Below are 22,123 nucleotides of genomic sequence, written 5' to 3' on the forward strand. Positions count from 1 at the left end.
GGTCTGGCAGTGGTTCGGGGAGGGTTTCAAACGGTGTTCTGCGTCACGAACAGGGGTCGTGGGGCGAGTGGTCCAGTCGGCCGCAGGGCGTGGCGTGGATCGCGGCTGAGGGGTCGGTGGAGGCCTGTTCGGGGCGGTCCGAGGGGTGAAATGTTCGGGGTGGTCCGAAGGGAGGGCTGTTCGGGTCGGGCTACTCGGGTCGGGCTACTCGGGTCGGGCTACTCGTGGCGGGCTGCTAGGTCGGGCTGCTCATGGCGGTCTGCTCGGGGTGGTCCGGGGGGTCGGGGGCTGATTCCACGACCCAAAGGGCCGGTGCGGTGCCCGGCCGAGGGGCGCGCGGGTGCCTTGTGTCACGGGCAGGTTGACCCGCCACAGGAAGTCCGGCGCGCCACAGGCAACTCGGCTTGCCCACAGGCACCCGGCTGACTCGGGGCTTGTCCACCGGCAACTCGGCCCGCCACAGGCAGCTCGGCTTGTCCACAGGCCACCCGGCCGACTCCGGGGTTGTCCACAGATTTCGTTCCGGGCATTTTTCGAGGTCAGGGGCCGATAGACTGGGATGGGGACGCCCCCCGAGGGGAGGGCGGGGGTTTGCTCGACGGGGAGCCGTTTCGGGTCTCCAACAGGCAACCCCACGTCGATGATCACGCCCCGGCAGCCCCGGGTCGGGAGCAGGCCGGCGTGCCGACCCACGGTCTCGGAGCGGCCGCCGACACGGCGTTGCGGGCGATCGTTCGCGATGAGCTGGACCGCCGGTTCACTCGCCGAACGCGCCGTGATCACCCGAGCAGCCAGGGTGGCGGTGCTGTCGCAACTACCGCCGGAGGCCGCCGTGACCCGCGAGGCCGAGTGCCGCGGTACGTCCGGGCAGACAAATCCGGCATCGGCACGATTGCGTGTCCATCCGGCGAGATTGTCCGGGTTTCGTGAATTCCCCACCGCTAAAATCAGATCCGATCCTGGTCGCCGGCCCACGACGGAGTGCTCATGTTCGGGAACGAGACTGCGCCGCTCCACCGTGATCCTCGCCGTCGCGCTGGCCGCACTCACCGTCGGAGGCACTCAGGCCATGGCCGCATCCGGAAAGACCGCCACAGACACCGCCGGCACCGCGGGCCACGCGTTCGGCCGGCTCGGGCCGCTCGCCGACCTCGTGGTCGAGCGCCTGCGGATGGGTGATCGCGTGGCCGCGTCGAAGTTCGGCACCGACAAGCCCATCGACGACCCGGCGCGCGAGGAGCAGGAGCTCGCCTCGGTGCGCACGCGCGCGTTCGCGCTGGGCCTGGACCCCGAGCGTACGGCGGCGTTCTTCTCCGACCAGATCACCGCGAGCAAGGTCGTGCAGCGCGGGCTGTTCGACCGCTGGACCGCGCACCCCGCCCAGGCGCCCACCACACGCCCGGACCTCGCCGAGATCCGCGCCGAGCTGGACGAGCTGACGACGTCGCTGCTGACCGAACTGGTGGCCACGAACGACGTCCGCGAGCCCGGCGCGCCGTGCCGGGTGGACGTGCTCGAGGCGCAGATCTCGGCTGACGTCGTCGACCACCTCGACGAGTTGCACCGCACCGCGTTGCGCACGGCCCTGCAGTCCCTCTGCTGAGGCTCTGAACGAAAGCAAGAGGCCCGGCACCCGCTCAAGCGGGCACCGGGCCTTCGGCTTCGACTTACTTCGACGGCGGCGGCGAGGCCGGGGCCGAGGAGGTGGGCGCCTTGGCCGCGGGCGGCGCTGGGGCCTTGTACGTGTCGAGGTCGGTGATCTTCCACGTGTCGCCCTGCAGCTGCGCGTCGACGTGCAGCTGGGCCGAGCCGGCCGTGGTCTGCTTGGTGTCGGCGCGCGTGGAGGTCTGGTCCACGAACACCATCACGCGCGCGAGGTCGCCGTTGAGCATGATCACGGCGCTGCGGGTGACCTTGCAGGTCACCACCATCTTCTGCTGCGGCGCGAGGCGTTTGACCTCGCCCATGAGCGAGTTGTACTTGGCCTTGACGCTGTCGTTGGCGAGCAGGCCGTTGGCGGCATCCTCGGTCTTCTTGATGTTGTTGTAGTCGTAGGAGAACAGGGCCTCGGTGGCCTTGGACACCTGGTCCTTGACCTGCGCGGTCTTCGCGACGTCCAGCAGCGCGGTGTTGCTCGTGGAGTCGGAGGCGTCGTCGAAGCCGAGCTTGAAGAACACCGCGCCCGCGGCGAACACCAGGCCCACCACGAGCAGCACGACGGTCAGCACGACCGTGCGGTCCTGGCGCGGCTGCTGCCTCGCCCACGGCGGCGGCACGGCGGGCGCGCCGGCGGCCTCCTGCTCGGCCTCGTCGACGTCCACGGGCTTCGCGCGACCCGAGTCCCGGCGCTTGCGGCGCGGAGCCGCGCGGACTGTCTCGTCGGTTTCCTCGGGAGCGGCGACGGCCTCGCCGGTGAGGGCGTCGACCTCGGCTTCGTCCTCGACCGCGGCCGCGGTGTCCACGTCGGCGGCGTCCTCGGGGTCCTCCGTGGCCAGCCCCCGCGACCGCGAGATCCCCGCGCTCCTCGGGAACCGGATCTCCTGGGTGACCTCGGACGGATCCGCGCTGGTCAGCGGGCCGGTCCGCGGCACCGCCGGACGCGGGCGCGGCTTGGCCGCGGCGGGAGCCGGAGCAGGTGTCGGCCGCTCGTCGGTGGACGCAGGTGCGCCGTCCGCGCTCGACGGCTTGCGCAGCCCGGCGACCCTCGGCCGACGGGCCGGCGGGGTGCTGCTGCGGGGCGGCTGGCGGCGGGAGGGAGGCACTAGGAGAACTCCGTTCTGCGGTGAAGCTACTGGCCGGAGGCGACGAGGGGGACGTTGTCGATGCCGGACAGCTTCCAGTCGTTCCCGACGCGGGTCATCGAGACCTCCAGGCGCAGCGCCTTCGAGGAGCTCTGCGCGCCCTGGGTGACGTCGGTGGTGATGGCGGCCAGGAAGCTGGCCTTGCCCTCGTGGTCGTCGAGCTCCTCGACCGCGATGTCCTGCACGGTCGTGGTGACCTTCGTCTTCGCGTCGGTCAGCGCCTTGCCGTAGGTGGGCTTCAGCTGGTCGATCTGCTTGGCCATGTCGTCGTCGGACACGGACTTCTGGCGGGCGAAGACGGCGTCGAGGTTCTGGTAGTCCACCTCGGTGTAGGCCTTCACGGCGTTGGCGCCCGCCTTCACGACGTCGTCACGCGACTGCGCCAGGGCCGCGTTCTCCCCCGTGCCCGCGACCCACCACATGATCCCGAAGACCACCGCGACCACGAAGGCGGCGAGCGCGAACGCCCCGGCGCCGAAGAGCCACACGCGCGGCGAGCCCGGCAGGGACCGCTTGGCCGGCGAGGCGGCACCGGTCGAAGCAGTCTCCGAAGCGGAAGCCGGGGCTTCCGGCGGCGACGAGGTCACCCCTTCCTCGGCGGCGGCCTGTTCGGAACTCATATCACTCCAGGGTAGGTAACGGTCATCGAATCCACGCCCACGCGGCTCAGCCGGCGAGACCGAGCAGCGCTCCCAGGCTGTTCAACGAGACACCCGGGCTTCCGGCTACGCCCGGCACGGCGGCATCGCGCATGTCCTGCAGTTCCTGGGCCGGACGGCCCGCGTTGGCGTCCACGTCGGCCTGCGACGGCGCGACCGGGGCCCCGCCGTACGGCGCGTTCTGCGAGCCGCGGACGTTGATGGGGCTGCCCTTGGGCTCGGCACAGTACACATTGTCGTCGGCCGGCCGCGGTGACGTGTCGGCGCCCGTGCGGTACTGGCTGTAGGGCAGGTAGCCCTTCGTGCAGGCCGGCGGGTTGAACAGGTTGAGCACGAGCCCGAGGTGGGCGGTGCCGTCGCCCGGCGCCACGCTGGAGGCCGCGCCGGCCAGCGCCGGGTAGGTCACCAGGCCCTGCTCGATGCCGTCGAGGCGGGTCACGGTGACGTTGGCCGTGGTCAGCAGGTTCGCCGTCAGCGCGCCCAGGCCCGGCCCGGTCTCGTTGACGACCTGGTCGATCTGTGCCGCGACCTGCGGCGTGATGCCGATGAGCTTGCGCAGGTCGCCGTCGGAGTTCTTCAGCGTGCCGGTGAGCTCGTTGAGGTTCTTGGAGAAGTCCGCGAAGTTCGACGCCTCGTGGTTCTGCGTGTCCAGCGCCTGGCCGCCGGCGTCGAGCAGCTGCACGGTCTGCGGCAGGTACTGCTGGGCCGTGGCCGTGAAGCTCTGCGCGGTGTCGAGCAGCTGCTGCAGGTCTCCGCCGGTGCCGCGGAACGCGTCGTAGGACTCGTCCACGACGGTGCGCAGCGAGTCGGTGGGCACGGAGGCCGCGAGCGAGTCGAGGTCCGACAGCAGCCGATCGGTGCTGACCGGCACGGTGGTCTTCGACGCCGGGATCACCGAGCCGCCCGCGAGGAACGGGCCCTTGTCGTTCTTCGGCCGCAGGTCCACGTACTGCTCACCCACGGCCGAGCGGTTGGCGACCACGGCGTCGAGGTCCGCGGGCACCTGCGGCGCCGACGGGTCGATGTTGAGGTCGGCCTCCAGGCCGGTCTGCGTGAGCCGCAGCTGGCCGACGCGCCCGATGTTGAAGCCGCGGTAGGTCACCTCGGCGTTGGTGAAGATGCCGCCCGACTCGTTGAGCTGCAGCTTCACCGTGTAGCCGCTGTCGCCGAACACCGAGCCGAGGCCGGCGAAGCGGACCAGGGCGTAGACGAGCGCCACGACCGAGATGATCGCGAAGGCGACGAGCTGGAACTTCGTCTTGCGCAGCAACATCAGCCCGCACCTCCCGAGAGGATCCCGAAGAGCCCGGACAGCCCGCCCTGTGGCTTGCCGCCACCCTGGCCACCGGTCGAGTTCGGCTTCGCGTTCGACCCCGACTGGCCCCCGAGCGGTAGCAGCGGCGGCTGGTCGCCCTGCGTGCCCCCGGTCAGGCCCGGCACCGGCAGCAGGTTCGACAGCGGGTTGTCCCGGCTGCGGCCCAGGTTGTCGATGACGTCCTTGAGGTTCAGGTCGACCTTCGCGAAGAGGTTGAAGTAGTCACCCTTCACGTCGTTGTAGGCCTGATCGGTGAACGGGAAGGTCAGCAGGATCTGCAGCGCCCGCGGCAGGTCGTTGCCCGCCTCGCCGAGCTTCTGCAACGTCGGCGTGAGGGCCTTGAGGTCGGCCACGAGGTCCGCCTTGCTCTTGTTCACCGTGTCGGTGGCGACGCCGGAGAGGTTGTTCAGCGCGTTGAGCATGGTCACGAGCTGGCCGCGCTGCTGCTCCAGCACGCCGATGCCGGGGCCGAGGTTGTCGACGGCGCCCACCAGCTTGTCCTTCTGGTCCTTGAGCGTCATCGACAGCCGGTCGAGCCCGTCGAGCGCGCGGGTGATGTTGCGCGACTGCTCGTCGAGGTTCGTCACGAGCTCGTTGGCGTTGTCCAGCAACGCCTTGATGTCGGGCTCCTTGCCCGCCGTCGCGTTGTTGAGCTCCTTGGTGATGGTGTTGAGCTGCTCGACGCCACCACCGTTGAGCAGCAGCGACAGCGCGCCGAGCACCTCTTCGACCTCGACGTCGCGGCCAGTGCGCGCGAGCGGGATCGTGGCGTTGTTCGCGAGCGTGCCCTGCGCCTGCCCGTCGCCGGGCGAGGAGAGCTCCACGTACTTCTCGCCGAGCAGGCTCGACTGCTTCACGTTGGCCAGCGCGTTGGCCGGCAGCTTCACGTCGCCGTTGATCTCCACGGTGACCTCGGCGTGCCAGCCGTCGGGGGTGAGCCCCACGGACTCGACCTGGCCGACGGGCACCTCGTTGACCTTCACACCGGCCTGCGGCACGAGGTCGAGGACGTCGGAGAACTGCACCTTGACCTTGTACGGGTGGCTGCCGAGGTCGGCGCCACCGGGCAGCGGCACGTCGTAGATGCCGGTGAACCCGCAGCCGGACAGCACCAGCGCGGACACCGTGGTGACCACGCCGGCGGCGGCGAACCTCTGGAGGCGCTTCATGCTCAGCTCCCCGTCCCGTAGACCTGGCCCGCGAGCGGGAGCGGCAGTGGCGGCAGCTTGCCGTTCTGCAGTGACTGCAGGACCTGCGCGGTGGACGGCAGCGGCACCGCGCCGTCGACCACACCGGCGATCGAACCGCACGTGTCACCGAGCAGCTTGAGCGCGTCGGGCGTCTCCTTGAGCAGGTTGCAGACCATCACCAGCGGCGGCTGCGTGAGCTCGTTGAGGTTCGGCCGCGCGTCGAGCGTGCCCGCGGAGCCGTTGTAGACGTTGACGAGGTTCGACAGCGCCACCGGCGCCACGTCGAGGATCTCCGACAGCGCGCTACGCTGGTCCACGAGCACCTTGGTGACGCTGGCCAGCTTGTCCACATTGGACTTGAGCCGGCCGCGGTTCTGCTCGATGAAGCCCTGCACCGACTGCAGCGTGGTGCTCAGCTGCTGCACCGTGGCGGCGAGGTCATCCTTCTCCCCCGCCAGGTACCCGCTCACGTCGGCGAGCTGGCTCTCGAACTGGCGCACCTGGCTGTCGCTGTTGACCATTGTCTGCGAGAACTGGCCGAGGTTCTGCACGGTCTGGAACAGGTCGTCCTTGTTGCCGGCGAGCGTGCCGGACGCCTGGCCGAGTTTGGCGATCGTGTCGTGCAGGGCCTGGCCGTTGCCGTCCACGTTCTTCGCGACGGTGTTGAGCAGGTCCGAGAGCGAGCCGTTCTTGTTGGCACCGTTGGGGCCGAGGGTCTCGCTCACCTTCGCGAGGCTCGCGGCGAGCTGGTCGACCTCGAGCGGCACCTCGGTGCGGTTGAGCGGGATCACGGCGCCGTCGGAGATCTTCGGGCCGCCGGTGTACGCGGGCGCGAGCTGGATGTAGCGGTCGCTGACCAGCGACGGCGAGACGATCAGCGCCTTCGCGTCGGCGGGCACCGGCACCGAACGGTCGTACTCGAAGTCCACGCGCACCTGGTTGCCCATGGGCTGGACCTTGGTGACCGTGCCGAGGTCGACGCCGAGCATCCGCACGCTGTTGCCCTCGTAGAGGCCGACAGCGCCGGAGAAGTACGCGGTGAGGTGGTTGCGCCCCGCGTCCTTGAGCGTCCACCAGATGCCGCCCGCGATGACGAGCGCGAGGACGACGGCGATGGACGCGCCGCGCAGGAGCGACTGGCCGAACCGGGTGTCACTCATTTCGTGTAGCACCCCTCTTGGTTGATCGGCCCGAACGAGGGCGCCACCAGACCGCAGATGTAGTTGTCGAACCAGTGCCCGGTGCCGATGGTGTTGGTGAACACGCGCACGAACGGGGCGAACTTCGCGATGCCCTGCGCGAGCGAGTCCTGGTTGCGCTGCAGCATCGACGTCAGCTGGTCGAGCTGTGTGAGCACGGGGTCGAGCTGCTTGTCGTTGTCGTCGACGAGGCCCTGCAGCTGAGTGGCGAGCTCCTTGGAGCCGTCGAGTAGCGCGGTGATGGCCTGCTCGCGCTTGGAGATCTCGTCGAGCAGCTGGTTGCCGTCGGTGATCAGCTTCTGCACCTCGGCGTCGCGGTCGACCAGCGTCTGCGACACCTCGCGGGTGTTGGCCAGCAGGTTCGACAGCTGCGCGTCGCGCGAGGCGATGGTGTCAGAGAGCTTCGACAGGCCCGAGAGCGCGCCCTTCACGTCCTCGGGCGTGTTGGCGAAGGTCTGCGTGATGGTGTCGAAGCTCTTCGCGAGCTGGTCGGTGTTGATGTCGTCGACGGTCTGCGAGAGGCCGCGAAACGCGTCGAGCACGTCGTAGGGCGACATCGTGCGGTCGCGCGGGATCGGCTGGCCCGGGTTGAGCGTGCCGACGCCCTGCGGGTCGAGCGACAGGTACTTCTGACCCAGCAGCGTCTTGATCTTGATCGCGGCCGAGGTCTTGTCGCCGAGCCAGGCGTCCTTGACCTTGAACGACACCTTCACGCTGGCGCCGTCGAGCTTGATCTCGGAGACCTTGCCGACCTTCACGCCGGCGATGCGCACGTCGTTGTCGGTCGTGAGCCCGGCGGCCTCGGAGAACTCGGCGCTGTAGGTCGTGCCGCCGCCGATGACCGGCAGGTCGTCGGAGTTGAGCGCGGCGACGAAGCCGAGCACGAGCACCGCGAGCCCGACCAGCGCGATCGGGACGGGGTTGCGCTTCTGGAAGGACTTCATCCGCTGCACCTATCCCGGGTCGACGGCAGCACAGTGGCGTCGAGAGGCTTGTTGATCAGCGGCGGCAGGGCAATGGTCCCCTTGACCTCGCACGCGTAGAAGTTGAACCAGGAGCCGTAGTCGGCGGTGCGGGTCAGCGCGCTCACCTTCTGCGGCAGGAACTGGATGAAGTGCTCCAGCGTCGGCTCGTTCTTGTTGAGCTTGGTGGTCAGGTCACCCAGCGCGCTGATGTCGTCCTTCAGCGGCTGGCGCGCGTCGCCGAGCAGGCCGGCGGTGGTCTGGGCCAGGTTGCCGAGGCTGTCGATCGCGTCGCCGATGGGCTTGCGGTCGGCGGCCAGGCCGGACACCAGCTGCTGCAGCTTCACGATCAGGTCGCTCAGCTGCGGCGTGTGCGCGTTGACCGTGTCGAGCACCGAGTTGAGGTTGTCGATGACCTCACCGATCACCTTGTCCTTGTCGGCGATCGTGGTGGCCAGCGATGCGGTGTGCGACAGCAGGCTCTCGACGGTGCCGCCCTCGCCCTGCAGGACCTGGATGACCTCGTAGGAGAGCTTGTTGACGTCGTCGGGGTTCAGCGCGGTGAACAGCGGCTTGAACCCGTTGAACAGCTCGGTCAGGTCCAGCGCCGGCGTGGTGCGCTCGAGCGGGATCGAGCCGCCCGGGAGCAGCGTCTTGCCGGAGGTGTCGGTGCCCTCGCCGAGGGAGAGGTAGCGCTGGCCGACGAGGTTGCGGAACTTGATCTGCGCGGTGACACCCGCCGGCAGCTGCCGCCCGGCGTCGACCTCGAAGTCGACCTGCGCCTGGCGCTTGTCGACGATCTTCACGTCCTTCACCGTGCCCACGCGGACGCCGGCGATGCGGACGTCGTCGCCGTTGAGCAGCAGCGTCGCATCGGTGAAGCGCGCCGAGTAGTCCTTGGTGCTGGTCGTGTTGATGTTCGCGATGCTGATGCCGAGCACGGCGGTGAACAGCACGGTGATCACCACGAAGATCGACAGCTTGATCAGCGGTGCAGCCAGTCCCCTCACTTCACCGTCACCTCCGCACCCCGATAGAGCGGGCCGACGAGCAGCGAGCCCCAGCCGGGGAAGTCACCTTCGGACATCCCGACCTGCGGGGCCACGAGCTGGCCGAGGAAGTCGTTCTCCGCGCCCGAGTACGCCGGGTCACCGCCGCTCGTGCCGCCGCCGAGACCCGCGGCGTCGGAGAGGAAGTTGGCCGGGTTGAGGCCCTGGCCGTGGGACTTCGACCCCGGGGTGGGCTTGGTGCCGTCCTTGAACGCGCCGTCCGGCGGCTCCTGCGGGAACGGGTTCGGCAGGTTCTTGAGGTCGTAGCAGCGCGGGCCGCGCTTGTCCTCGAACCGCGGCTCGTCCTGACCCGCCTTGTAGGGACCGCGGTTCACGACCACCTCGATCGTCGCGTGCAGGCCGGGCTGGTTCGTGCCCTTGCCCAGCGCCTTGTCGACCACCGGCACGAGCTTCGCCATCTGCCCGATCACGCACGGGTACTCCGGCGCGTACTTGGCGAGCAGCTCGGCCGTGGGCCGCGCGGTGTCGGCGAGGCTGATGATGTTCTGGGAGTTGGCTTCCAGGAACGACTGCAGGTCCTGCGAAGCCGCGGTCAGGTTGCTGTAGAGGCTCGCGAGGTTCTGCTGCTCGTCCACCACGGTGCGGGTGGTCGTGCTCAGGTTGTCGAGGCTCTGCACCAGGTCCGGCGCCGAGGCGCTCAAGTTGTCGGAGAAGTCCGCCAGTGCCTTGAGGTTGTGCTGCAGCTGCGGCTCGTGCGGGTTCAGCTTGCCGATGTAGTCGCCGAGCTGCGAGAGCGTCTCGCCGAGCGGCTTGCCCCGGCCCTGCAGCGCGGTGGAGATCGCGGTGAGCGTGCTCGAGAGCTTCTGCGGCTGCACCGCCTGGAGCACCGGCATCAGGTGCTCCAGCGCCTGCTCCAGCTCGATCGCGCCGGAGGTGCGGTCCTGCGGGATGACGTCGCCGTCGGCGAGCGTCTTGGCCGACGGGTTCTTCGGGATCTCGAGCGAGACGTAGCGCTCGCCGAAGAGCGTCTTGGGCAGGAAGCGCGCCGAGACGTTCTCCGGAATCAGCTTCACGTAGTCCGGCTGGAGGTCCAGCGTGAGCTCGGCCCCGTCGGTGGTGGCCGCGATGGTCTTGACCGACCCCACGATCAGGCCGCGCACCTTCACGTCCGACTGCTCCAGCAGCTGGTTGCCGATGCTGTCGGCTTCCAGCTTCACCGTGACGAACTTGGTGAACGCCTTGTTGTACAAGGCGATGCTCAGGGCCACACCTCCCACGAGCAGCGCCACGAGCAGCAGGCCCAGGAGCCTGCGCCGCAGCGTTGCCACCGGCCCGCCCACCCCGCCTGCGATCATCCCGCAATCCTCACCGTGACGTCGGTTCCCCAGATGGCGAAACCGATGAAGAAGTTCACGATCGAAACCGTGACGATGGAAAGGCGAACCGCGCGGCCCACGGCCACGCCCACGCCGGCCGGCCCACCGGAGGCGCGGTAGCCGAAGTAGCAGTGCGAAAGAATGATCAAGACGCTGAAGATCAGCACCTTGATGAACGAGTACAGAACGTCTTGCGGTGGTAGGAAAAGGTCGAAGTAGTGGTCGTAGGTACCCGCTGACTGGCCGTAGATGTAGATGACCACCAGGCGTGAGGCGAGGTAAGAGCTCAGCAGGCCGATGATGTAAAGCGGGATCACGGCCACGAACCCGGCGATGATCCGCGTGGTCACCAGGTACGGCAGGCTCGGCACGCCCATGACTTCCAGCGCGTCGATCTCCTCGGAGATCCGCATGGCGCCCAGCTGCGCGGTGAAACCGGCGCCGACCGTGGCACTCAAGGCAAGGCCGGCGACCAGCGGGGCGATCTCGCGGGTGTTGAAGAACGCGGTGAGGAAGCCGGTGAACGCCGAGGTGCCGATGGAGTTCAGGGCCGAGTAGCCCTGCAGGCCCACGAGAACACCGGTGAACAGCGTGAGGCCGACCATCACGCCGACTGTGCCGCCGATGACCGCGAGCGAGCCGGAGCCGAAGCTCACCTCGGCGAGCAGTCGCAGGACTTCCTTCATGTAGCGGCGCAGCGTGCGCGGCGTCCACAGCAGCGCGCGGCCGTAGAAGGACATCTGGTCGCCCAGGGTGTCCAGAGTCTCCAGTGGACGGTGGGCGACGCGCTTGGCACCCGAGATGAACGTCATGTCAGTCCAGCTTTCCGGGCACGATCTGCAGGTAGATCAGCGTGATCACGAAGTTCACGACGAAGAGCAGCAGGAACGTGATGACCACCGACTGGTTCACCGCGTCGCCCACGCCCTTCGGGCCGCCGCTGGGGTGCAGGCCACGGTACGCGGCCACGACCGCGGCGATGAAGCCGAAGATCAGGGCCTTGAGCTCACCGACCCAGAGGTCGGGCAGCTGCGCCAGCGCGGAAAAACTCGCCAGGTAAGCGCCGGGTGTGCCGCCCTGGAGCACGACGTTGAAGAAGTAACCGCCGAGCACGCCGATGACGCTGACCATGCCGTTGAGCAAGAGCGCGACGAGCATCATCGCGAGCGTGCGCGGCACGATCAGGCGCTGGACCGCGGAGACGCCCAGCACCTCCATCGCGTCGATCTCCTCGCGGATGGTGCGGGCGCCAATATCAGCGCAGACGGCACTTCCTCCTGCGCCGGCCACCAGCAGCGCCGTGACGAGCGGGCTGGCCTGCTGCACCGTGGCGAGCACGGAGCCGGCGCCGGTGTAGGACTGCGCGCCGAGCTGGCGGGCGAGCGCACCGAACTGCAGCGAGATGACCGCGCCGAACGGGATCGCGACGAGCGCCGTCGGCAGGATCGTGACGCTGGCGACGAACCAGGCCTGCTGGATGAACTCCCGCAGCTGGAACGGGCGCTGGAAGATGCCGCGGATGATGTCGAGACCGAGGGCGAACAGGTTCCCGGTCTCGCGGAGCATGCCGTGCCCGGGGATTTTCCTCGCCGGTGCTGCGTTCGAGCTCACGCGCCACCCGGCCCGTTGCCGCCGGGACCGAAGTAGCCGCCGCCTGGCCCTTGCGGGCCGGAGCCGCCGGGGATCCGGGCGACTTGGTCGGCGGGCAGCTGGCCCTGGTGCTGGTTCGGCACGGGGCCACGGTCGGAGATCCGGGGGATCTGCTGCGTGTCCTCGGGGCCCGGGCGACGGGCCGGCGCGTGGGCGGCGTGCACGTTGTAGTGCCGCTGCTCCTCCGGGCTGAGGGATTCGATGATGCCCTCCTGCGCGGCCGGCGGGAGCGTGTGGAGGATCCGCATCACGCGGTCCATCCGGCGGCGGGCGCCCGCGCGCTCCGGCAGGCCGGGGCTGGGCTGCATCTGCGGGACGACGCCGCGGATGTCCTCGTCGGGCGAGCCGTCGGAGTGCCCCGCGGCGGCTTCGGCCTCCTCGCGCGCCATCGTGGCGGTGTCCTTCTCCTCGGACATCCCGATGGGGCCGCGCTTGCGGCCGTTGAGGAACTGCTCGACCACGGGCTCGTCGCTCGTGAGCAGCACCTCGCGGGGGCCGAACATCACGAGCTCCTTGCGGAACAGCATGCCCAGGTTGTCGGGCACGGTCCGCGCGAGGTTGATGTTGTGGGAGACGATGAGGATCGTCGCGTCGATCTGCGTGTTGAGGTCGATGAGCAGCTGCGAGATGTACGCGGTGCGCACGGGGTCCAGACCGGAGTCCGGCTCGTCGACCAGGATGATCTGCGGGTCGAGCACCAGCGCCCGCGCGAGACCCGCTCGCTTGCGCATACCGCCGGAGATCTCGCCGGGCAGCTTCTTGTCCGCACCGGCCAGACCCGTCATCTCCAGCTTTTCCTGGACGATGCGGCGGATTTCCGACTCGGACTTCTTGGTGTGCTCCCGCAGCGGGAAGGCGACGTTGTCGTAGAGGTTCATCGAACCGAACAGCGCGCCGTCCTGAAACAGGACGCCGAAAAGCTTCCGGATCTCGTAGAGCTTGTGCTCGGAACACGTGACGATGTCCACGCCGTTGATCACGCAGCGGCCCTTGTCGGGCTTCAGCAGGCCGATCATGGACTTGAGGAACACCGACTTGCCGGTTCCCGACGGGCCGAGCATCGCGGACACCTCACCCGGGGGCAGCGTCAGCGTCACGTCCCGCCAGATGGTCTGCCTTCCGAAGGACTTCGTCAGACCTTCGATGACCACCTCGGCGCCCATCACACCTCCAGGAGCTGTTCCGCGTCGTCGCGCACCGCCGCCCCGCCGCGACTGGCAGCGGAGCCCGCGCCGATGCGCGCCGCGATCTCCGCGTCAACCAGGTGCAACGAGCTGAGTGCGAACAGGTTACTCACCAGTTTTCCGGCCTGGCGAGGCCGGTGAGCACCTCACCCGTTCGTGGCCTTGTCCGGTGACCGCTGGCAGCACGGTAGTGCACGTCACCCAGTGGCGCAGATCCAGATGGCCCAACGATCGGGTTACGGCTGGTCCGACCGGGCGAATCGGACACGAGCGGTGATCAGTCGGTCGCCGGGGCCGGCGAACGAGAAAGGGGCGGGCATCCGAGTGGATGCCCGCCCCTTCACGAGGTGGTGCGGTAGGCGCTTACGCGCCCGGGATCACTTGATGGTGATCTTGGCGCCCGCGGCCTCGAGCTTCTCCTTGGCGGCCTCGGCGGCCTCCTTGTCGACCTTCTCCAGGAGGGCCTTGGGAGCGGCCTCGACCAGCTCCTTGGCCTCCTTCAGGCCCAGGCCCGAGACGACCTCGCGGACGACCTTGATGACCTGGATCTTCTTGTCGCCGGCGCCCTCGAGGACGACGTCGAACTCGTCCTGCTCCTCGGCGGCGGCCGGGGCGGCACCCACGGGGCCGGCGACGGCGACGGCGGCCGGGGCGGCGGCGGTGACGTCGAAGGTGTCCTCGAACTCCTTCACGAACTCGGACAGCTCGAGGAGGGTCAGCTCCTTGAAGGCGTCGATCAGCTCGGCGGTGCTCAGCTTCGCCATGATGGCTTCCTCTCAGAAAAACGAACTAGGCGTTCGGGGTGGGGGTGGTTCAGCTCTCGGCGGGTGCTTCGGCTGCTTCGGTACCGGCGGCGTTGCGCTGCTTCTCCTCCAGCGCGGCAGCCAGGCGGGCGACCTGGGACGCCGGCGCCTGGAACAGCGCGGCGGCCTGGGACAGCTTCGCCTTGAACGCGCCCGCCGCCTTGGCGAGCAGGACCTCGCGGCTGTCGAGATCGGCGATCTTGTTGATCTCGTCCACGGACAGCGCTTTGCCGTCCATGTAGCCGCCCTTGATCACAAGCGCGTTGTTGTCCTTCGCGAAGTCGCGAAGCGCCTTGGCGGCGTCGACAGCTTCACCCTCGACGAAGGCGATGGCGGTCGCGCCGACGAACAGGTCCTCGAGCCCCGTCACGCCCGCGTCTTCGGCGGCACGCTTGACGAGGGTGTTCTTCGCGACCCGGTACTTGGCACTGGTGCCGAGAGCGCGGCGCAGCTGGGACAGCTGGGACACGGAGAGGCCGGTGTACTGGGTAACGACAGTGGCCGAGCTGGTGCGGAAACTCTCCGCGATCTCGGCGACGGCCGCCACCTTGTCGGGCTTCGCCATGGTCGCCTCCTCTCTTGGCTAGTGGATTCCACTGGTCCTTCGAGAGCCTTCTGAGACGAAAAAACGCCCACGCGCAGTCAGCACGGGGCGTTACACGGCGTTTCCCTGGGGGAGAGCCGAACCTCGTTCCTCCTGCGCGGGCCGCCCGCTCATCTCGCGGGACCTTCGTTCCGAGCACCGTGGAGCACCCGGAAAACCAGCGGTCTTCGGTAGAACCGTCATGAACTATACGTGAGGGCTTTCCAGCCTTTCGCCCACCCCCCTGCCTGACCAGCGACAAGCCGCCCGGACTCGGGGATTCGACGGCGAGCGGGCATCATTGGTGACGTGGCGGAGCAGCGTGATCACGGACAGCCGGACAACCCGACCGGCGCCGGCCCCCGACCGGCCGACGGCACGCAACCGGTTCCGGGCAGGTTGCCGCAGCCATCCGGGCAGCCTGGTTCCGGGCAGTGGCCGGGTTCGGAGCAGCCTCCGATGCCTGGGGTTCCGCAGTTGCCGTCGGGTTCACCGCCGGCCGGGTCCGCTCAGCACGGCCTGACTCCGGCGCAGGGCTCCCCGCTGCCACAGCCGTCCGGGCAGCAGAACAGCTTGCCGCCGGGTTCCGCGGAGTCCGCGCACCTTCCCGCCTTGCCCCAGCCGTCCCAGCCCCAGGCGCCCGAGCAGCCACCGCTGGATGCCGCGCAGCTGGAACAGTTCCGCCAGTTCCAGCAGTTCCAGGACTACCTCCGCTTCACCCAAGCCCAGCAAGGCAACCAGCCCGCCCCGACGCCTGACGCCGGTCTGGTCCCCGCGGGCTCCCGCCAGCCGCAGACCCAGCCGGGCTGGCAACCACCCGCACCTCCGGGGCCGCCGGGAGCGCTCGCACCGTACGAGGAACCCCGCCGTCGCCGCCCGGTCCCCCGCTGGCTCAAGCGCCTCGGCGGGAAGATCCTGGGGTGGGTGATCGTGCTGGTGATCCTGGGTATCGCCATCTCGTGGGGCTATAACCGCCTCTTCCCTAGCAATGAAGGCAAGACGTCGGAGCAGGTCGCTGCGGAGGGCGGCGGACAGTGGCACACAAACCACGTCTTCTCGAAGAGCCCGTACGAAGCTGTCCGCATCGTCTACCAAAACATTGCGGAGGGCCTAGCAGAAGACGCGTGTGGCCGGTTTCAGGAAGACATCCAAACTAAATTCGCGCAGGATTTCAGCCCGCACCAAGCGGACTGCAGGGTGGCTGTGCAGAACCTCCATGCCCTAGTCGTCAACAGGCGGGACTACGCAGAGAACTCCATACCTTCATACGTCTCCGGCCAGCCGACATCTGGAACCTTCACGATCAATTCATGCGACTTCGCAATCAAAGGCGGACCTGCACTGGGATCATTCACAGTGACCAGAGTCAGCCTGGGTCAGTGGCTGATCACGGGCCACTCGCCGGGTCCGGAGAAGTGCGGGCCCCCGTCAGCCTCGAACTCCACTCCCCCAACGACCTGACCAGGTCCGGCAGCCGCGCAGCGACCACTTCGGACGGTGCGGCCAGCGCCGCGGCCGCCACCACGCGCCCCGCCTCCGTGACGGGCACGGCCACCGCGGCCATCGTCTCCATCGCGTGCCCGGAGTCGACCACGGCGTAGCCCCGCGCCCGGATCTCCGCCGCCTCCGCGAGGAGATCGACGCCCGCGCGGGTGTCGGGCTCCTGCGCCACCACCGCACGGCGGTCAGCCTCCGGCAGCGAAGCGAGTAACACGCGCCCAGCCGCCGTACGCGGGAGCGCGGAGCGAAGGGACCGGGAGAGCGCGTAGTCGAACGGCTCGTCCGTGCCGGCCCAGTCGACGTACACCGCGTTGTCGCCCACTTGCACCGCGAGCAGCGCCGCGCACCCGGCGGCCACACTCAGCTCGACCAGCGACTCGTGCGACACCGACCGCACCGGCACCCGGCCGGAGCGCACCGTGAGCACGTGCGGCGCCGGCCCGAGCACGAAGTGCCGCTCCTGCTCGTCGAGGTAGCCGACGGCGGCGAGGCCGTTCACCAGCTTCTGCACCGACGACACGGGCGCGTCGAGCCGCGCCGCGAGTTGGGTGAGCGTCAGCCCCGAAGCACTGTTCCCGACCGCCTCCAGGATCGCGGCAATGCGATCTACCGTGCGGTGATGCTGGCGGTTACCCATATAGGTAATAGAGTATCACATTGCGTAGATTACTTAGGCTACCTAACTTAAGGGGAGAGGCTATCGATCAAGGAGGCACGAAGTGACCGAAGGCGCCCTGCACGGCATCCGCGTGATCGACCTGTCGTCCGTGGTCATGGGCCCCTACGCCACCCAGATCATGGGCGACCTCGGGGCCGACGTGGTCAAGGTCGAGTCCCCCGCGGGCGACAGCACCCGCCACACCCACCCCCAGCGCCACGACGGCATGGGCGCGCTCGCGCTCAACGTCAACCGCAACAAGCGCAGCGTCGAGCTCGACCTCAAGTCGGCCGCGGGCCACGAGGCCTTCCTGCGCCTGGTGAAGTCCGCCGACGTGCTGGTGACCAACATGCGCCCCGGCGCGCTGCAGCGCCTCGGCCTGGACTACGAGCAGCTCGCGGAGCTCAACCCGCGGCTCGTCTACTGCAACGCCCAGGGCTTCCGCACCGACTCCGACCGCGCAGGCCTCGCGGCCTACGACGAGATCGTGCAGGCGTCCTCCGGCATGGCCGACCTGATGCGCCGCGCGACCGGCAAACCCACCTACGCGCCGACGATCCTCGCCGACAAGCTGTGCGCGCTCACCATCGTCTACTCCGTGCTCGCCGCCGTGGTGCACCAGCGCACGACCGGCCGCGGCCAGCGGGTGGAGGTGCCGATGGCCGACACGATGCTGGCGTTCAACCTCGTCGAGCACCTCGCGGGCCACACGTTCGAGCCCGCGATCGGGGCGATGGGCTTCAACCGGTCGATGACCGAGGGCCACCAGGCCGTGCGGACGGCCGACGGCTGGGCCTGCGTCCTGCCCTACACCGAGAAGAACATCGCCGACTTCTTCCGCGCCGCCGGCCGCGAAGACCTCGCAACCGACCCGCGGTTCGGCGACCCCGCCAGCCGCGCCAAGCACTACGGCGAGCTGTACGACGAGATCGGCAAGGTCTCCGTCGAAAGGACCACGGCGCAGTGGCAGAAGATCTGCGCCGAGCTGTCCATCCCGTTCGCACCGGTACTGGAGCTGGAAGACGTGGAGACCGATCCGTACTACACGGGCAGCGGCCTCGTCTCGCTCGCCGAGCACCCGACGGAGGGCACGTACCGCCAGGTCGGGCCGCCGATGATCCTGTCGGACACGCCGGCGTCAGTGCGCCGCCACACGCCCGCGCGCGGTGAGCACACGAGCGAGCTGCTCGCGGAGCTCGGTTACGCCGGCGAGGAGATCGCGAACCTCGTCTCCCCTGTGTCGGAGTAGGCGAAGAAGTCGGCCAGTGCCAGGGCGAACGCGGGGTCCGCGACGGCCGTCATGTGGTCGCCCGGGACGCGGACGAGGCGGGCGCCCGCGATGCCGATGGCGAGGCGCTCGGGCTGGGCCGCGAGCTGGTCGCGTTCGCCGGCGAGGATCAGCGTGGGGACGGTGATCTCGGTCAGGGGGATGGACGTGCGGCGCGAGGCGCGCAGGACGGCGGCCAGGGCGTCGACGTCGCCGCCCGTGCGGCGGGCGAGGCGGCGGAAGGGGCGGACCTGGGCGGGGACGTCGGCGTGGTCGTCGGCGAGCAGGCCGTCGGCGAGCTGTTCGGGCTCGACCACGCGCGTGTCGACGCCGCCGAAGTCGATGATGCCCGCGCCGATGCCGCCGGTGGCCAGGCAGCGCACGCGTTTGTCGTTGGTGGCCACGATGAGGGCGACGATCGCGCCCATCGAGTAGCCGGCGAGGGAGACCTCGTCGAGGCCCAGCTCGTCGAGCAGAGCGGACACGTCGCGGGCCATCACGTCCTGGCCGTAGCAGGCCGGGTCGTGGGGTTTGTCCGACGCGCCGTGGCCGCGGGCGTCGAGACCGATCACGGTGAACCCGGCTTCGACCAGGGTGCGCACAACACCGGTGCCGACCCAGTTCACCTGCGCGTCGGCCGCGAAGCCGTGCTGGAGCACGACGGGGCGACGGTGCCGTCCGTCGCCCTCCCACACCGTGTAGTTCAGGCGGAGCCCATCGGGAGCGGTGAACGTCGTCGTCGGCATAGTGTCCATGAGACACGAAAAAAGGGCGGCCACGCACATTGCGTGACCGCCCTTTCGCGTGATGTGCGACTCAGACGGCCGCGTCCTCGCTGAGGAGGTTGCGCGTCCGCAGCGGGTCGACCGGGATGCCCGGGCCCATCGTGGTGGTGAAGGTGATCTTCTTGACGTAGCGGCCCTTCGCCGACGACGGCTTGGCCCGCAGGATCTCGTCCAGCGCGGCCGCGTAGTTCTCCACCAGCTTCTCGGTGTCGAACGACGCCTTGCCGATCACGAGGTGCAGGTTGGCCTGCTTGTCGACGCGGAAGTTGATCTTACCGCCCTTGATGTCCTGCACGGCCTTCGTGACCGCGGGGGTCACCGTGCCGGTCTTCGGGTTCGGCATCAGGCCACGCGGGCCGAGGATGCGGGCGATGCGGCCCACCTTGGCCATCTGGTCCGGCGTCGCGATGGCGGCGTCGAAGTCGAGCCAGCCACCCTGGATGCGCTCGATCAGCTCGTCCGTGCCGACCGCGTCCGCACCGGCGGCCTCGGCCTCGGCGGCCTTGTCGCCGACGGCGAAGACGATGACGCGAGCGGTCTTACCGGTACCGTGCGGCAGGTTCACGGTGCCGCGGACCATCTGGTCGGCCTTGCGCGGGTCGACACCGAGACGCATCGCGACCTCGACGGTCGCGTCCATCTTGGTCTTGGAGGTCTCCTTCGCCAGCTTCGCGGCCTCGAGCGGAGCGTAGAGACGCTCCTTGTCGACGAGCTCCGCAGCCTGGCGGTAAGCCTTGCTGTGCTTGGTCATGCTTCTGTCCTCTTATTATTAGTAAGTATTATTTGAGGAGTTGTGGTGACGAGCCAGCACTTGGCTCTCCCACGGTGGCGCTACGAACTCAGCCCTCGACCGTGATGCCCATGGAGCGGGCGGTGCCGGCGATGATCTTCGCCGCCTGGTCGATGTCGTGGGCGTTGAGGTCGGTCTCCTTGGTCTTGGCGATCTCGCGAACCTGGTCCCAGGTGACCTTGGCAACCTTGGTCTTGTGCGGCTCGCCGGAGCCCTTCTCCACGCCCGCGGCCTTGAGCAGCAGCCTGGCGGCCGGCGGCGTCTTCAGCTTGAAGTCGAACGACCGGTCTTCGTACACGGAGATCTCGACCGGGACGACGTCCCCGCGCTGCGACTCGGTCGCGGCGTTGTAGGCCTTGCAGAACTCCATGATGTTGACGCCGTGCTGGCCCAGCGCCGGGCCGACCGGCGGCGCGGGGTTGGCCGCACCGGCCTTGATCTGCAGCTTGATGATCGCCGCAAGCTTCTTCTTCTTGGGTGGCATTACCTTGTGTCCTTCTTACTGACGTGAGTCCCCCGCACACCTGCCAGTACGCGGGGACTGCCGGTCGGTATTCCCGACCGTCAGATCTTGGAGACCTGGGTGAACGAGAGCTCGACCGGGGTCTCCCGGCCGAAGATCGACACCAGGACCTTCAGCTTCTGTCCGTCGACGTTGACCTCGGAGATCGTCGCGGGCAGCGTGGCGAACGGGCCGTCCATGACGGTGACCGACTCGCCGATCTCGAAGTCGACCTCGACAGCGCCGCCACCGGACGGCGTCGACGCCGCGGCGGCCTCGCCCTTGCCGGCCTTCGCCGGGGCTTCCTTCTCGACCTGCGGCGCGAGGAACTTCAGCACCTCGTCCACGGTAAGCGGCGACGGGCGCGAGGTCGCGCCGACGAACCCGGTGACGCCCGGTGTGTTGCGCACCGCGCTCCACGAGGCGTCGTTCAGATCCATCCGGACCAGGATGTAACCGGGCAGCACCTTGCGCTGCACCTGCTTGCGCTGGCCGTTCTTGATCTCGGTGACCTCTTCGGTCGGAACCTCGATCTGGAAGATGTAGTCCTCGACGTCCAGCGTCGTGGTACGGGTCTCGAGGTTGGTCTTGACCTTGTTCTCGTACCCGGCGTAGCTGTGCACGACGTACCACTCGCCCGGCGCGGCCATCAGCTCGGCGCGCAGCGCGGCGACGGGGTCGTCGGACTCGGCGGCCGGCTCGGACTCGGCGGCTTCGCCGGCCACGGCGTCGTCAGCCGCAGTGTCGTCAGCCGCTTCGGCGTCGTCAGCCTCGGTGTCGGCTTCGTCGTCGGTGCTCTCGTCAGCGCTGTCTTCGACGGCTGCGTCGACCTCTTCGCCGGCGTCGGGCACCTCGACGGGCTCGAGGTGAGCGGACTCCTCGTCGCCGAGTGCCGCGTGCACCTGCTCGTCGGAAAGCTCGGTCAGGTCGCGACCGGCCTCTGTGCCGTTGTCGGAGGTCACGTTCCGTCCTCTCAGTTGATCACTTGCCGGGCTCGGGCAGGCCGGCCCGCGCGGCGCACGGTGGCGCGCGCCTCCGGCCTCAGCCGAAGACCAGCCCGATGACCTGCTTGAAGGCCAGGTCGAGGCCGCTCACGAGGGCCACCATGAACACCACGAACACCAGCACGACCGCGGTGTAGGTGACCATCTGCTTGCGGTTGGGCCAGATGACCTTGCGCAGCTCCGCCCAGACCTCGCGGACGAACCGCATGATCCGCGCGAAGGGCGACGCCTTCTTCGGCTTCTGGTCCCGCTTCGGGGTCGGCGCGCCCTTGGCGTCGGCGGGCTTCGCGACCTTGTCGCCTGCCTTGCCGGACGGCCTCGTGCCGCCCGAACGCGCCTCGGACTTGCCGGACGGGCGGGCGGAAGCGCGGCGTTCACGCCGAGCCGCGGCGGTCGCCGGGCGGGACTCGACCCCGGGCTTCTTGCCCGACTCGTCCTGCTCGTGCTCGCCGCTGGCGTCGCTGTCGCTCACGACCACTCCTCCGCTCCACCAGTACCCGTACGCAGGGGTGACAGGACTTGAACCTGCAACCTGCGGTTTTGGAGACCGCTGCTCTGCCAATTGAGCTACACCCCTGTGGAGCCTGGTCACCCAGGCTCCGGAGGACGCATTCCATCGTCCCCACCATCCGGCGGGGATGACCGTAGTGCGTTCCGAGTTCCGAAGTCTACGGCAAGCCGGATCGAGGCCCGCAACCGCGCCCCCCTCGTTGGTCGGGTGCCGCCGCACCGACCCCCCGATTCCTGCTCCAGCGCGCCGGGAACGTGACCGGCGGGCGCCACCGAGCCGTGCCAGGATGGCCGCATGCGCCCGTCCGCGATTAATCGGGAAACAACCCTCCGCACGGTGGTCAACGCGGATTCCGCGGTCGTTCATCCCGTACT

General features: G+C 68.9%; 23 protein-coding genes and 1 tRNA gene. 2 read left to right on the forward strand and 22 right to left on the reverse strand.

Annotated features, from left to right (window positions below; all coding sequences use genetic code 11):
* Positions 1 to 1,069 precede the first annotated feature (1,069 nt).
* Positions 1,070 to 1,603, forward strand: a complete 534-nt coding sequence (locus tag AB0M56_RS33240; protein WP_364183429.1) for a chorismate mutase — start codon at positions 1,070 to 1,072, stop codon at positions 1,601 to 1,603.
* Positions 1,604 to 1,667: 64 nt separating this feature from the next.
* Here the strand turns inward: AB0M56_RS33240 and AB0M56_RS33245 are convergent, their stop codons facing one another.
* The 16 genes from AB0M56_RS33245 to AB0M56_RS33320 all read right to left on the reverse strand — a co-directional run bounded on the left by AB0M56_RS33245 (position 1,668) and on the right by AB0M56_RS33320 (position 16,869).
* Positions 1,668 to 2,762, reverse strand: coding sequence for a hypothetical protein (locus AB0M56_RS33245; RefSeq protein ID WP_364183432.1), 1,095 nt, complete (start codon positions 2,760 to 2,762; stop codon positions 1,668 to 1,670).
* 26 nt (positions 2,763 to 2,788) lie between these two features.
* Positions 2,789 to 3,421: a hypothetical protein gene (locus AB0M56_RS33250; protein ID WP_364183435.1), complete on the reverse strand. Its 633-nt coding sequence runs from the start codon at positions 3,419 to 3,421 to the stop codon at positions 2,789 to 2,791.
* A 46-nt stretch (positions 3,422 to 3,467) separates the two neighbouring features.
* Positions 3,468 to 4,733: an MlaD family protein gene (locus AB0M56_RS33255; RefSeq protein ID WP_364183437.1), complete on the reverse strand. Its 1,266-nt coding sequence runs from the start codon at positions 4,731 to 4,733 to the stop codon at positions 3,468 to 3,470.
* Positions 4,733 to 5,944 carry an MCE family protein gene (locus AB0M56_RS33260; protein ID WP_364183440.1) on the reverse strand — a complete coding sequence of 404 codons (1,212 nt, stop codon included), beginning with the start codon at positions 5,942 to 5,944 and terminating at the stop codon, positions 4,733 to 4,735. The genes AB0M56_RS33255 and AB0M56_RS33260 overlap by 1 nt, the downstream gene beginning before the upstream one ends.
* 2 nt (positions 5,945 to 5,946) lie before the next feature.
* A complete protein-coding gene (locus tag AB0M56_RS33265) occupies positions 5,947 to 7,125 on the reverse strand; it encodes an MCE family protein (RefSeq protein ID WP_364183443.1) in 1,179 nt (392 codons plus the stop codon).
* Positions 7,122 to 8,108 (reverse strand): MCE family protein, encoded by a 987-nt coding sequence (locus AB0M56_RS33270; protein WP_285970680.1) that lies wholly within the window; start codon positions 8,106 to 8,108, stop codon positions 7,122 to 7,124. Before AB0M56_RS33270 ends, AB0M56_RS33265 begins: the two co-directional genes overlap by 4 nt.
* Positions 8,105 to 9,136, reverse strand: coding sequence for an MCE family protein (locus AB0M56_RS33275; protein WP_364183446.1), 1,032 nt, complete (start codon positions 9,134 to 9,136; stop codon positions 8,105 to 8,107). Before AB0M56_RS33275 ends, AB0M56_RS33270 begins: the two co-directional genes overlap by 4 nt.
* Complete coding sequence (locus tag AB0M56_RS33280) at positions 9,133 to 10,491, reverse strand: MCE family protein (RefSeq protein ID WP_364183449.1); 1,359 nt, start codon at positions 10,489 to 10,491, stop codon at positions 9,133 to 9,135. The genes AB0M56_RS33275 and AB0M56_RS33280 overlap by 4 nt, the downstream gene beginning before the upstream one ends.
* Entirely contained in the window at positions 10,488 to 11,324 is an 837-nt protein-coding gene (locus AB0M56_RS33285) for an ABC transporter permease (protein WP_360597583.1), read from the reverse strand. The genes AB0M56_RS33280 and AB0M56_RS33285 overlap by 4 nt, the downstream gene beginning before the upstream one ends.
* 1 nt (position 11,325) lies before the next feature.
* Positions 11,326 to 12,078 (reverse strand): ABC transporter permease, encoded by a 753-nt coding sequence (locus tag AB0M56_RS33290; protein ID WP_326838172.1) that lies wholly within the window; start codon positions 12,076 to 12,078, stop codon positions 11,326 to 11,328.
* A 41-nt stretch (positions 12,079 to 12,119) separates the two neighbouring features.
* The gene (locus AB0M56_RS33295; RefSeq protein ID WP_364183451.1) at positions 12,120 to 13,325 is read right to left on the reverse strand and encodes an ATP-binding cassette domain-containing protein; all 1,206 of its coding nucleotides are present in this window, start codon (positions 13,323 to 13,325) and stop codon (positions 12,120 to 12,122) included.
* A complete protein-coding gene (locus AB0M56_RS33300; RefSeq protein ID WP_255638634.1) occupies positions 13,325 to 13,459 on the reverse strand; it encodes a hypothetical protein in 135 nt (44 codons plus the stop codon). Before AB0M56_RS33300 ends, AB0M56_RS33295 begins: the two co-directional genes overlap by 1 nt.
* A 264-nt stretch (positions 13,460 to 13,723) precedes the next feature.
* Positions 13,724 to 14,110: a 50S ribosomal protein L7/L12 gene (rplL, locus tag AB0M56_RS33305; protein ID WP_364183455.1), complete on the reverse strand. Its 387-nt coding sequence runs from the start codon at positions 14,108 to 14,110 to the stop codon at positions 13,724 to 13,726.
* Positions 14,111 to 14,159: 49 nt separating this feature from the next.
* On the reverse strand, positions 14,160 to 14,714 hold the full coding sequence (gene rplJ, locus AB0M56_RS33310; protein ID WP_364183458.1) for a 50S ribosomal protein L10: 555 nt from the start codon (positions 14,712 to 14,714) through the stop codon (positions 14,160 to 14,162).
* Between the two features lie 507 nt (positions 14,715 to 15,221).
* Positions 15,222 to 15,455: a hypothetical protein gene (locus AB0M56_RS33315; protein ID WP_364183461.1), complete on the reverse strand. Its 234-nt coding sequence runs from the start codon at positions 15,453 to 15,455 to the stop codon at positions 15,222 to 15,224.
* A gap of 664 nt (positions 15,456 to 16,119) precedes the next feature.
* Positions 16,120 to 16,869, reverse strand: coding sequence for a helix-turn-helix domain-containing protein (locus tag AB0M56_RS33320; protein ID WP_364183464.1), 750 nt, complete (start codon positions 16,867 to 16,869; stop codon positions 16,120 to 16,122).
* 82 nt (positions 16,870 to 16,951) lie between these two features.
* On the opposite strand from AB0M56_RS33320, the gene AB0M56_RS33325 reads away from it, so the two are divergent.
* The gene (locus tag AB0M56_RS33325; protein WP_364183468.1) at positions 16,952 to 18,139 is read left to right on the forward strand and encodes a CoA transferase; all 1,188 of its coding nucleotides are present in this window, start codon (positions 16,952 to 16,954) and stop codon (positions 18,137 to 18,139) included.
* Here AB0M56_RS33325 and AB0M56_RS33330 read toward each other — a convergent pair.
* The 6 genes from AB0M56_RS33330 to AB0M56_RS33355 form a co-directional block, all read right to left on the reverse strand.
* Positions 18,091 to 18,903 (reverse strand): alpha/beta hydrolase, encoded by an 813-nt coding sequence (locus AB0M56_RS33330; protein ID WP_364183470.1) that lies wholly within the window; start codon positions 18,901 to 18,903, stop codon positions 18,091 to 18,093. The two genes, AB0M56_RS33325 and AB0M56_RS33330, sit on opposite strands and share 49 nt — an antisense overlap.
* Before the next feature lie 70 nt (positions 18,904 to 18,973).
* Positions 18,974 to 19,693 (reverse strand): 50S ribosomal protein L1, encoded by a 720-nt coding sequence (gene rplA, locus AB0M56_RS33335; protein WP_364183473.1) that lies wholly within the window; start codon positions 19,691 to 19,693, stop codon positions 18,974 to 18,976.
* 88 nt (positions 19,694 to 19,781) lie between these two features.
* A complete protein-coding gene (gene rplK, locus AB0M56_RS33340; RefSeq protein WP_364183476.1) occupies positions 19,782 to 20,216 on the reverse strand; it encodes a 50S ribosomal protein L11 in 435 nt (144 codons plus the stop codon).
* A gap of 80 nt (positions 20,217 to 20,296) precedes the next feature.
* Positions 20,297 to 21,196 carry a transcription termination/antitermination protein NusG gene (nusG, locus tag AB0M56_RS33345; protein WP_364183479.1) on the reverse strand — a complete coding sequence of 300 codons (900 nt, stop codon included), beginning with the start codon at positions 21,194 to 21,196 and terminating at the stop codon, positions 20,297 to 20,299.
* A gap of 79 nt (positions 21,197 to 21,275) precedes the next feature.
* The gene (secE, locus tag AB0M56_RS33350; RefSeq protein ID WP_220246048.1) at positions 21,276 to 21,710 is read right to left on the reverse strand and encodes a preprotein translocase subunit SecE; all 435 of its coding nucleotides are present in this window, start codon (positions 21,708 to 21,710) and stop codon (positions 21,276 to 21,278) included.
* A 32-nt stretch (positions 21,711 to 21,742) separates the two neighbouring features.
* Positions 21,743 to 21,815, reverse strand: a tRNA-Trp gene (locus tag AB0M56_RS33355).
* Positions 21,816 to 22,123: the final 308 nt, after the last annotated feature.

It is taken from the genome of Amycolatopsis sp. NPDC051372, from assembly GCF_040682095.1.
Classification (GTDB): Bacteria; Actinomycetota; Actinomycetes; order Mycobacteriales; family Pseudonocardiaceae; genus Amycolatopsis.

What these genes read in the sequence shown, in the direction of transcription:
- AB0M56_RS33290 (WP_326838172.1), bottom strand. Translation starts at nt 12,078, where the DNA reads ATGCTCCGCGAGACCGGGAACCTGTTCGCCCTCGGTCTCGACATCATC.
- AB0M56_RS33280 (WP_364183449.1), bottom strand. Translation starts at nt 10,491, where the DNA reads ATGATCGCAGGCGGGGTGGGCGGGCCGGTGGCAACGCTGCGGCGCAGG.
- rplJ (WP_364183458.1), bottom strand. Translation starts at nt 14,714, where the DNA reads ATGGCGAAGCCCGACAAGGTGGCGGCCGTCGCCGAGATCGCGGAGAGT.
- rplL (WP_364183455.1), bottom strand. Translation starts at nt 14,110, where the DNA reads ATGGCGAAGCTGAGCACCGCCGAGCTGATCGACGCCTTCAAGGAGCTG.
- AB0M56_RS33320 (WP_364183464.1), bottom strand. Translation starts at nt 16,869, where the DNA reads ATGGGTAACCGCCAGCATCACCGCACGGTAGATCGCATTGCCGCGATC.
- AB0M56_RS33295 (WP_364183451.1), bottom strand. Translation starts at nt 13,325, where the DNA reads ATGGGCGCCGAGGTGGTCATCGAAGGTCTGACGAAGTCCTTCGGAAGG.
- AB0M56_RS33250 (WP_364183435.1), bottom strand. Translation starts at nt 3,421, where the DNA reads ATGAGTTCCGAACAGGCCGCCGCCGAGGAAGGGGTGACCTCGTCGCCG.
- AB0M56_RS33270 (WP_285970680.1), bottom strand. Translation starts at nt 8,108, where the DNA reads ATGAAGTCCTTCCAGAAGCGCAACCCCGTCCCGATCGCGCTGGTCGGG.
- AB0M56_RS33260 (WP_364183440.1), bottom strand. Translation starts at nt 5,944, where the DNA reads ATGAAGCGCCTCCAGAGGTTCGCCGCCGCCGGCGTGGTCACCACGGTG.
- rplA (WP_364183473.1), bottom strand. Translation starts at nt 19,693, where the DNA reads ATGACCAAGCACAGCAAGGCTTACCGCCAGGCTGCGGAGCTCGTCGAC.
- AB0M56_RS33255 (WP_364183437.1), bottom strand. Translation starts at nt 4,733, where the DNA reads ATGTTGCTGCGCAAGACGAAGTTCCAGCTCGTCGCCTTCGCGATCATC.
- rplK (WP_364183476.1), bottom strand. Translation starts at nt 20,216, where the DNA reads ATGCCACCCAAGAAGAAGAAGCTTGCGGCGATCATCAAGCTGCAGATC.
- AB0M56_RS33285 (WP_360597583.1), bottom strand. Translation starts at nt 11,324, where the DNA reads ATGACGTTCATCTCGGGTGCCAAGCGCGTCGCCCACCGTCCACTGGAG.
- AB0M56_RS33240 (WP_364183429.1), top strand. Translation starts at nt 1,070, where the DNA reads ATGGCCGCATCCGGAAAGACCGCCACAGACACCGCCGGCACCGCGGGC.
- AB0M56_RS33330 (WP_364183470.1), bottom strand. Translation starts at nt 18,903, where the DNA reads ATGCCGACGACGACGTTCACCGCTCCCGATGGGCTCCGCCTGAACTAC.
- AB0M56_RS33265 (WP_364183443.1), bottom strand. Translation starts at nt 7,125, where the DNA reads ATGAGTGACACCCGGTTCGGCCAGTCGCTCCTGCGCGGCGCGTCCATC.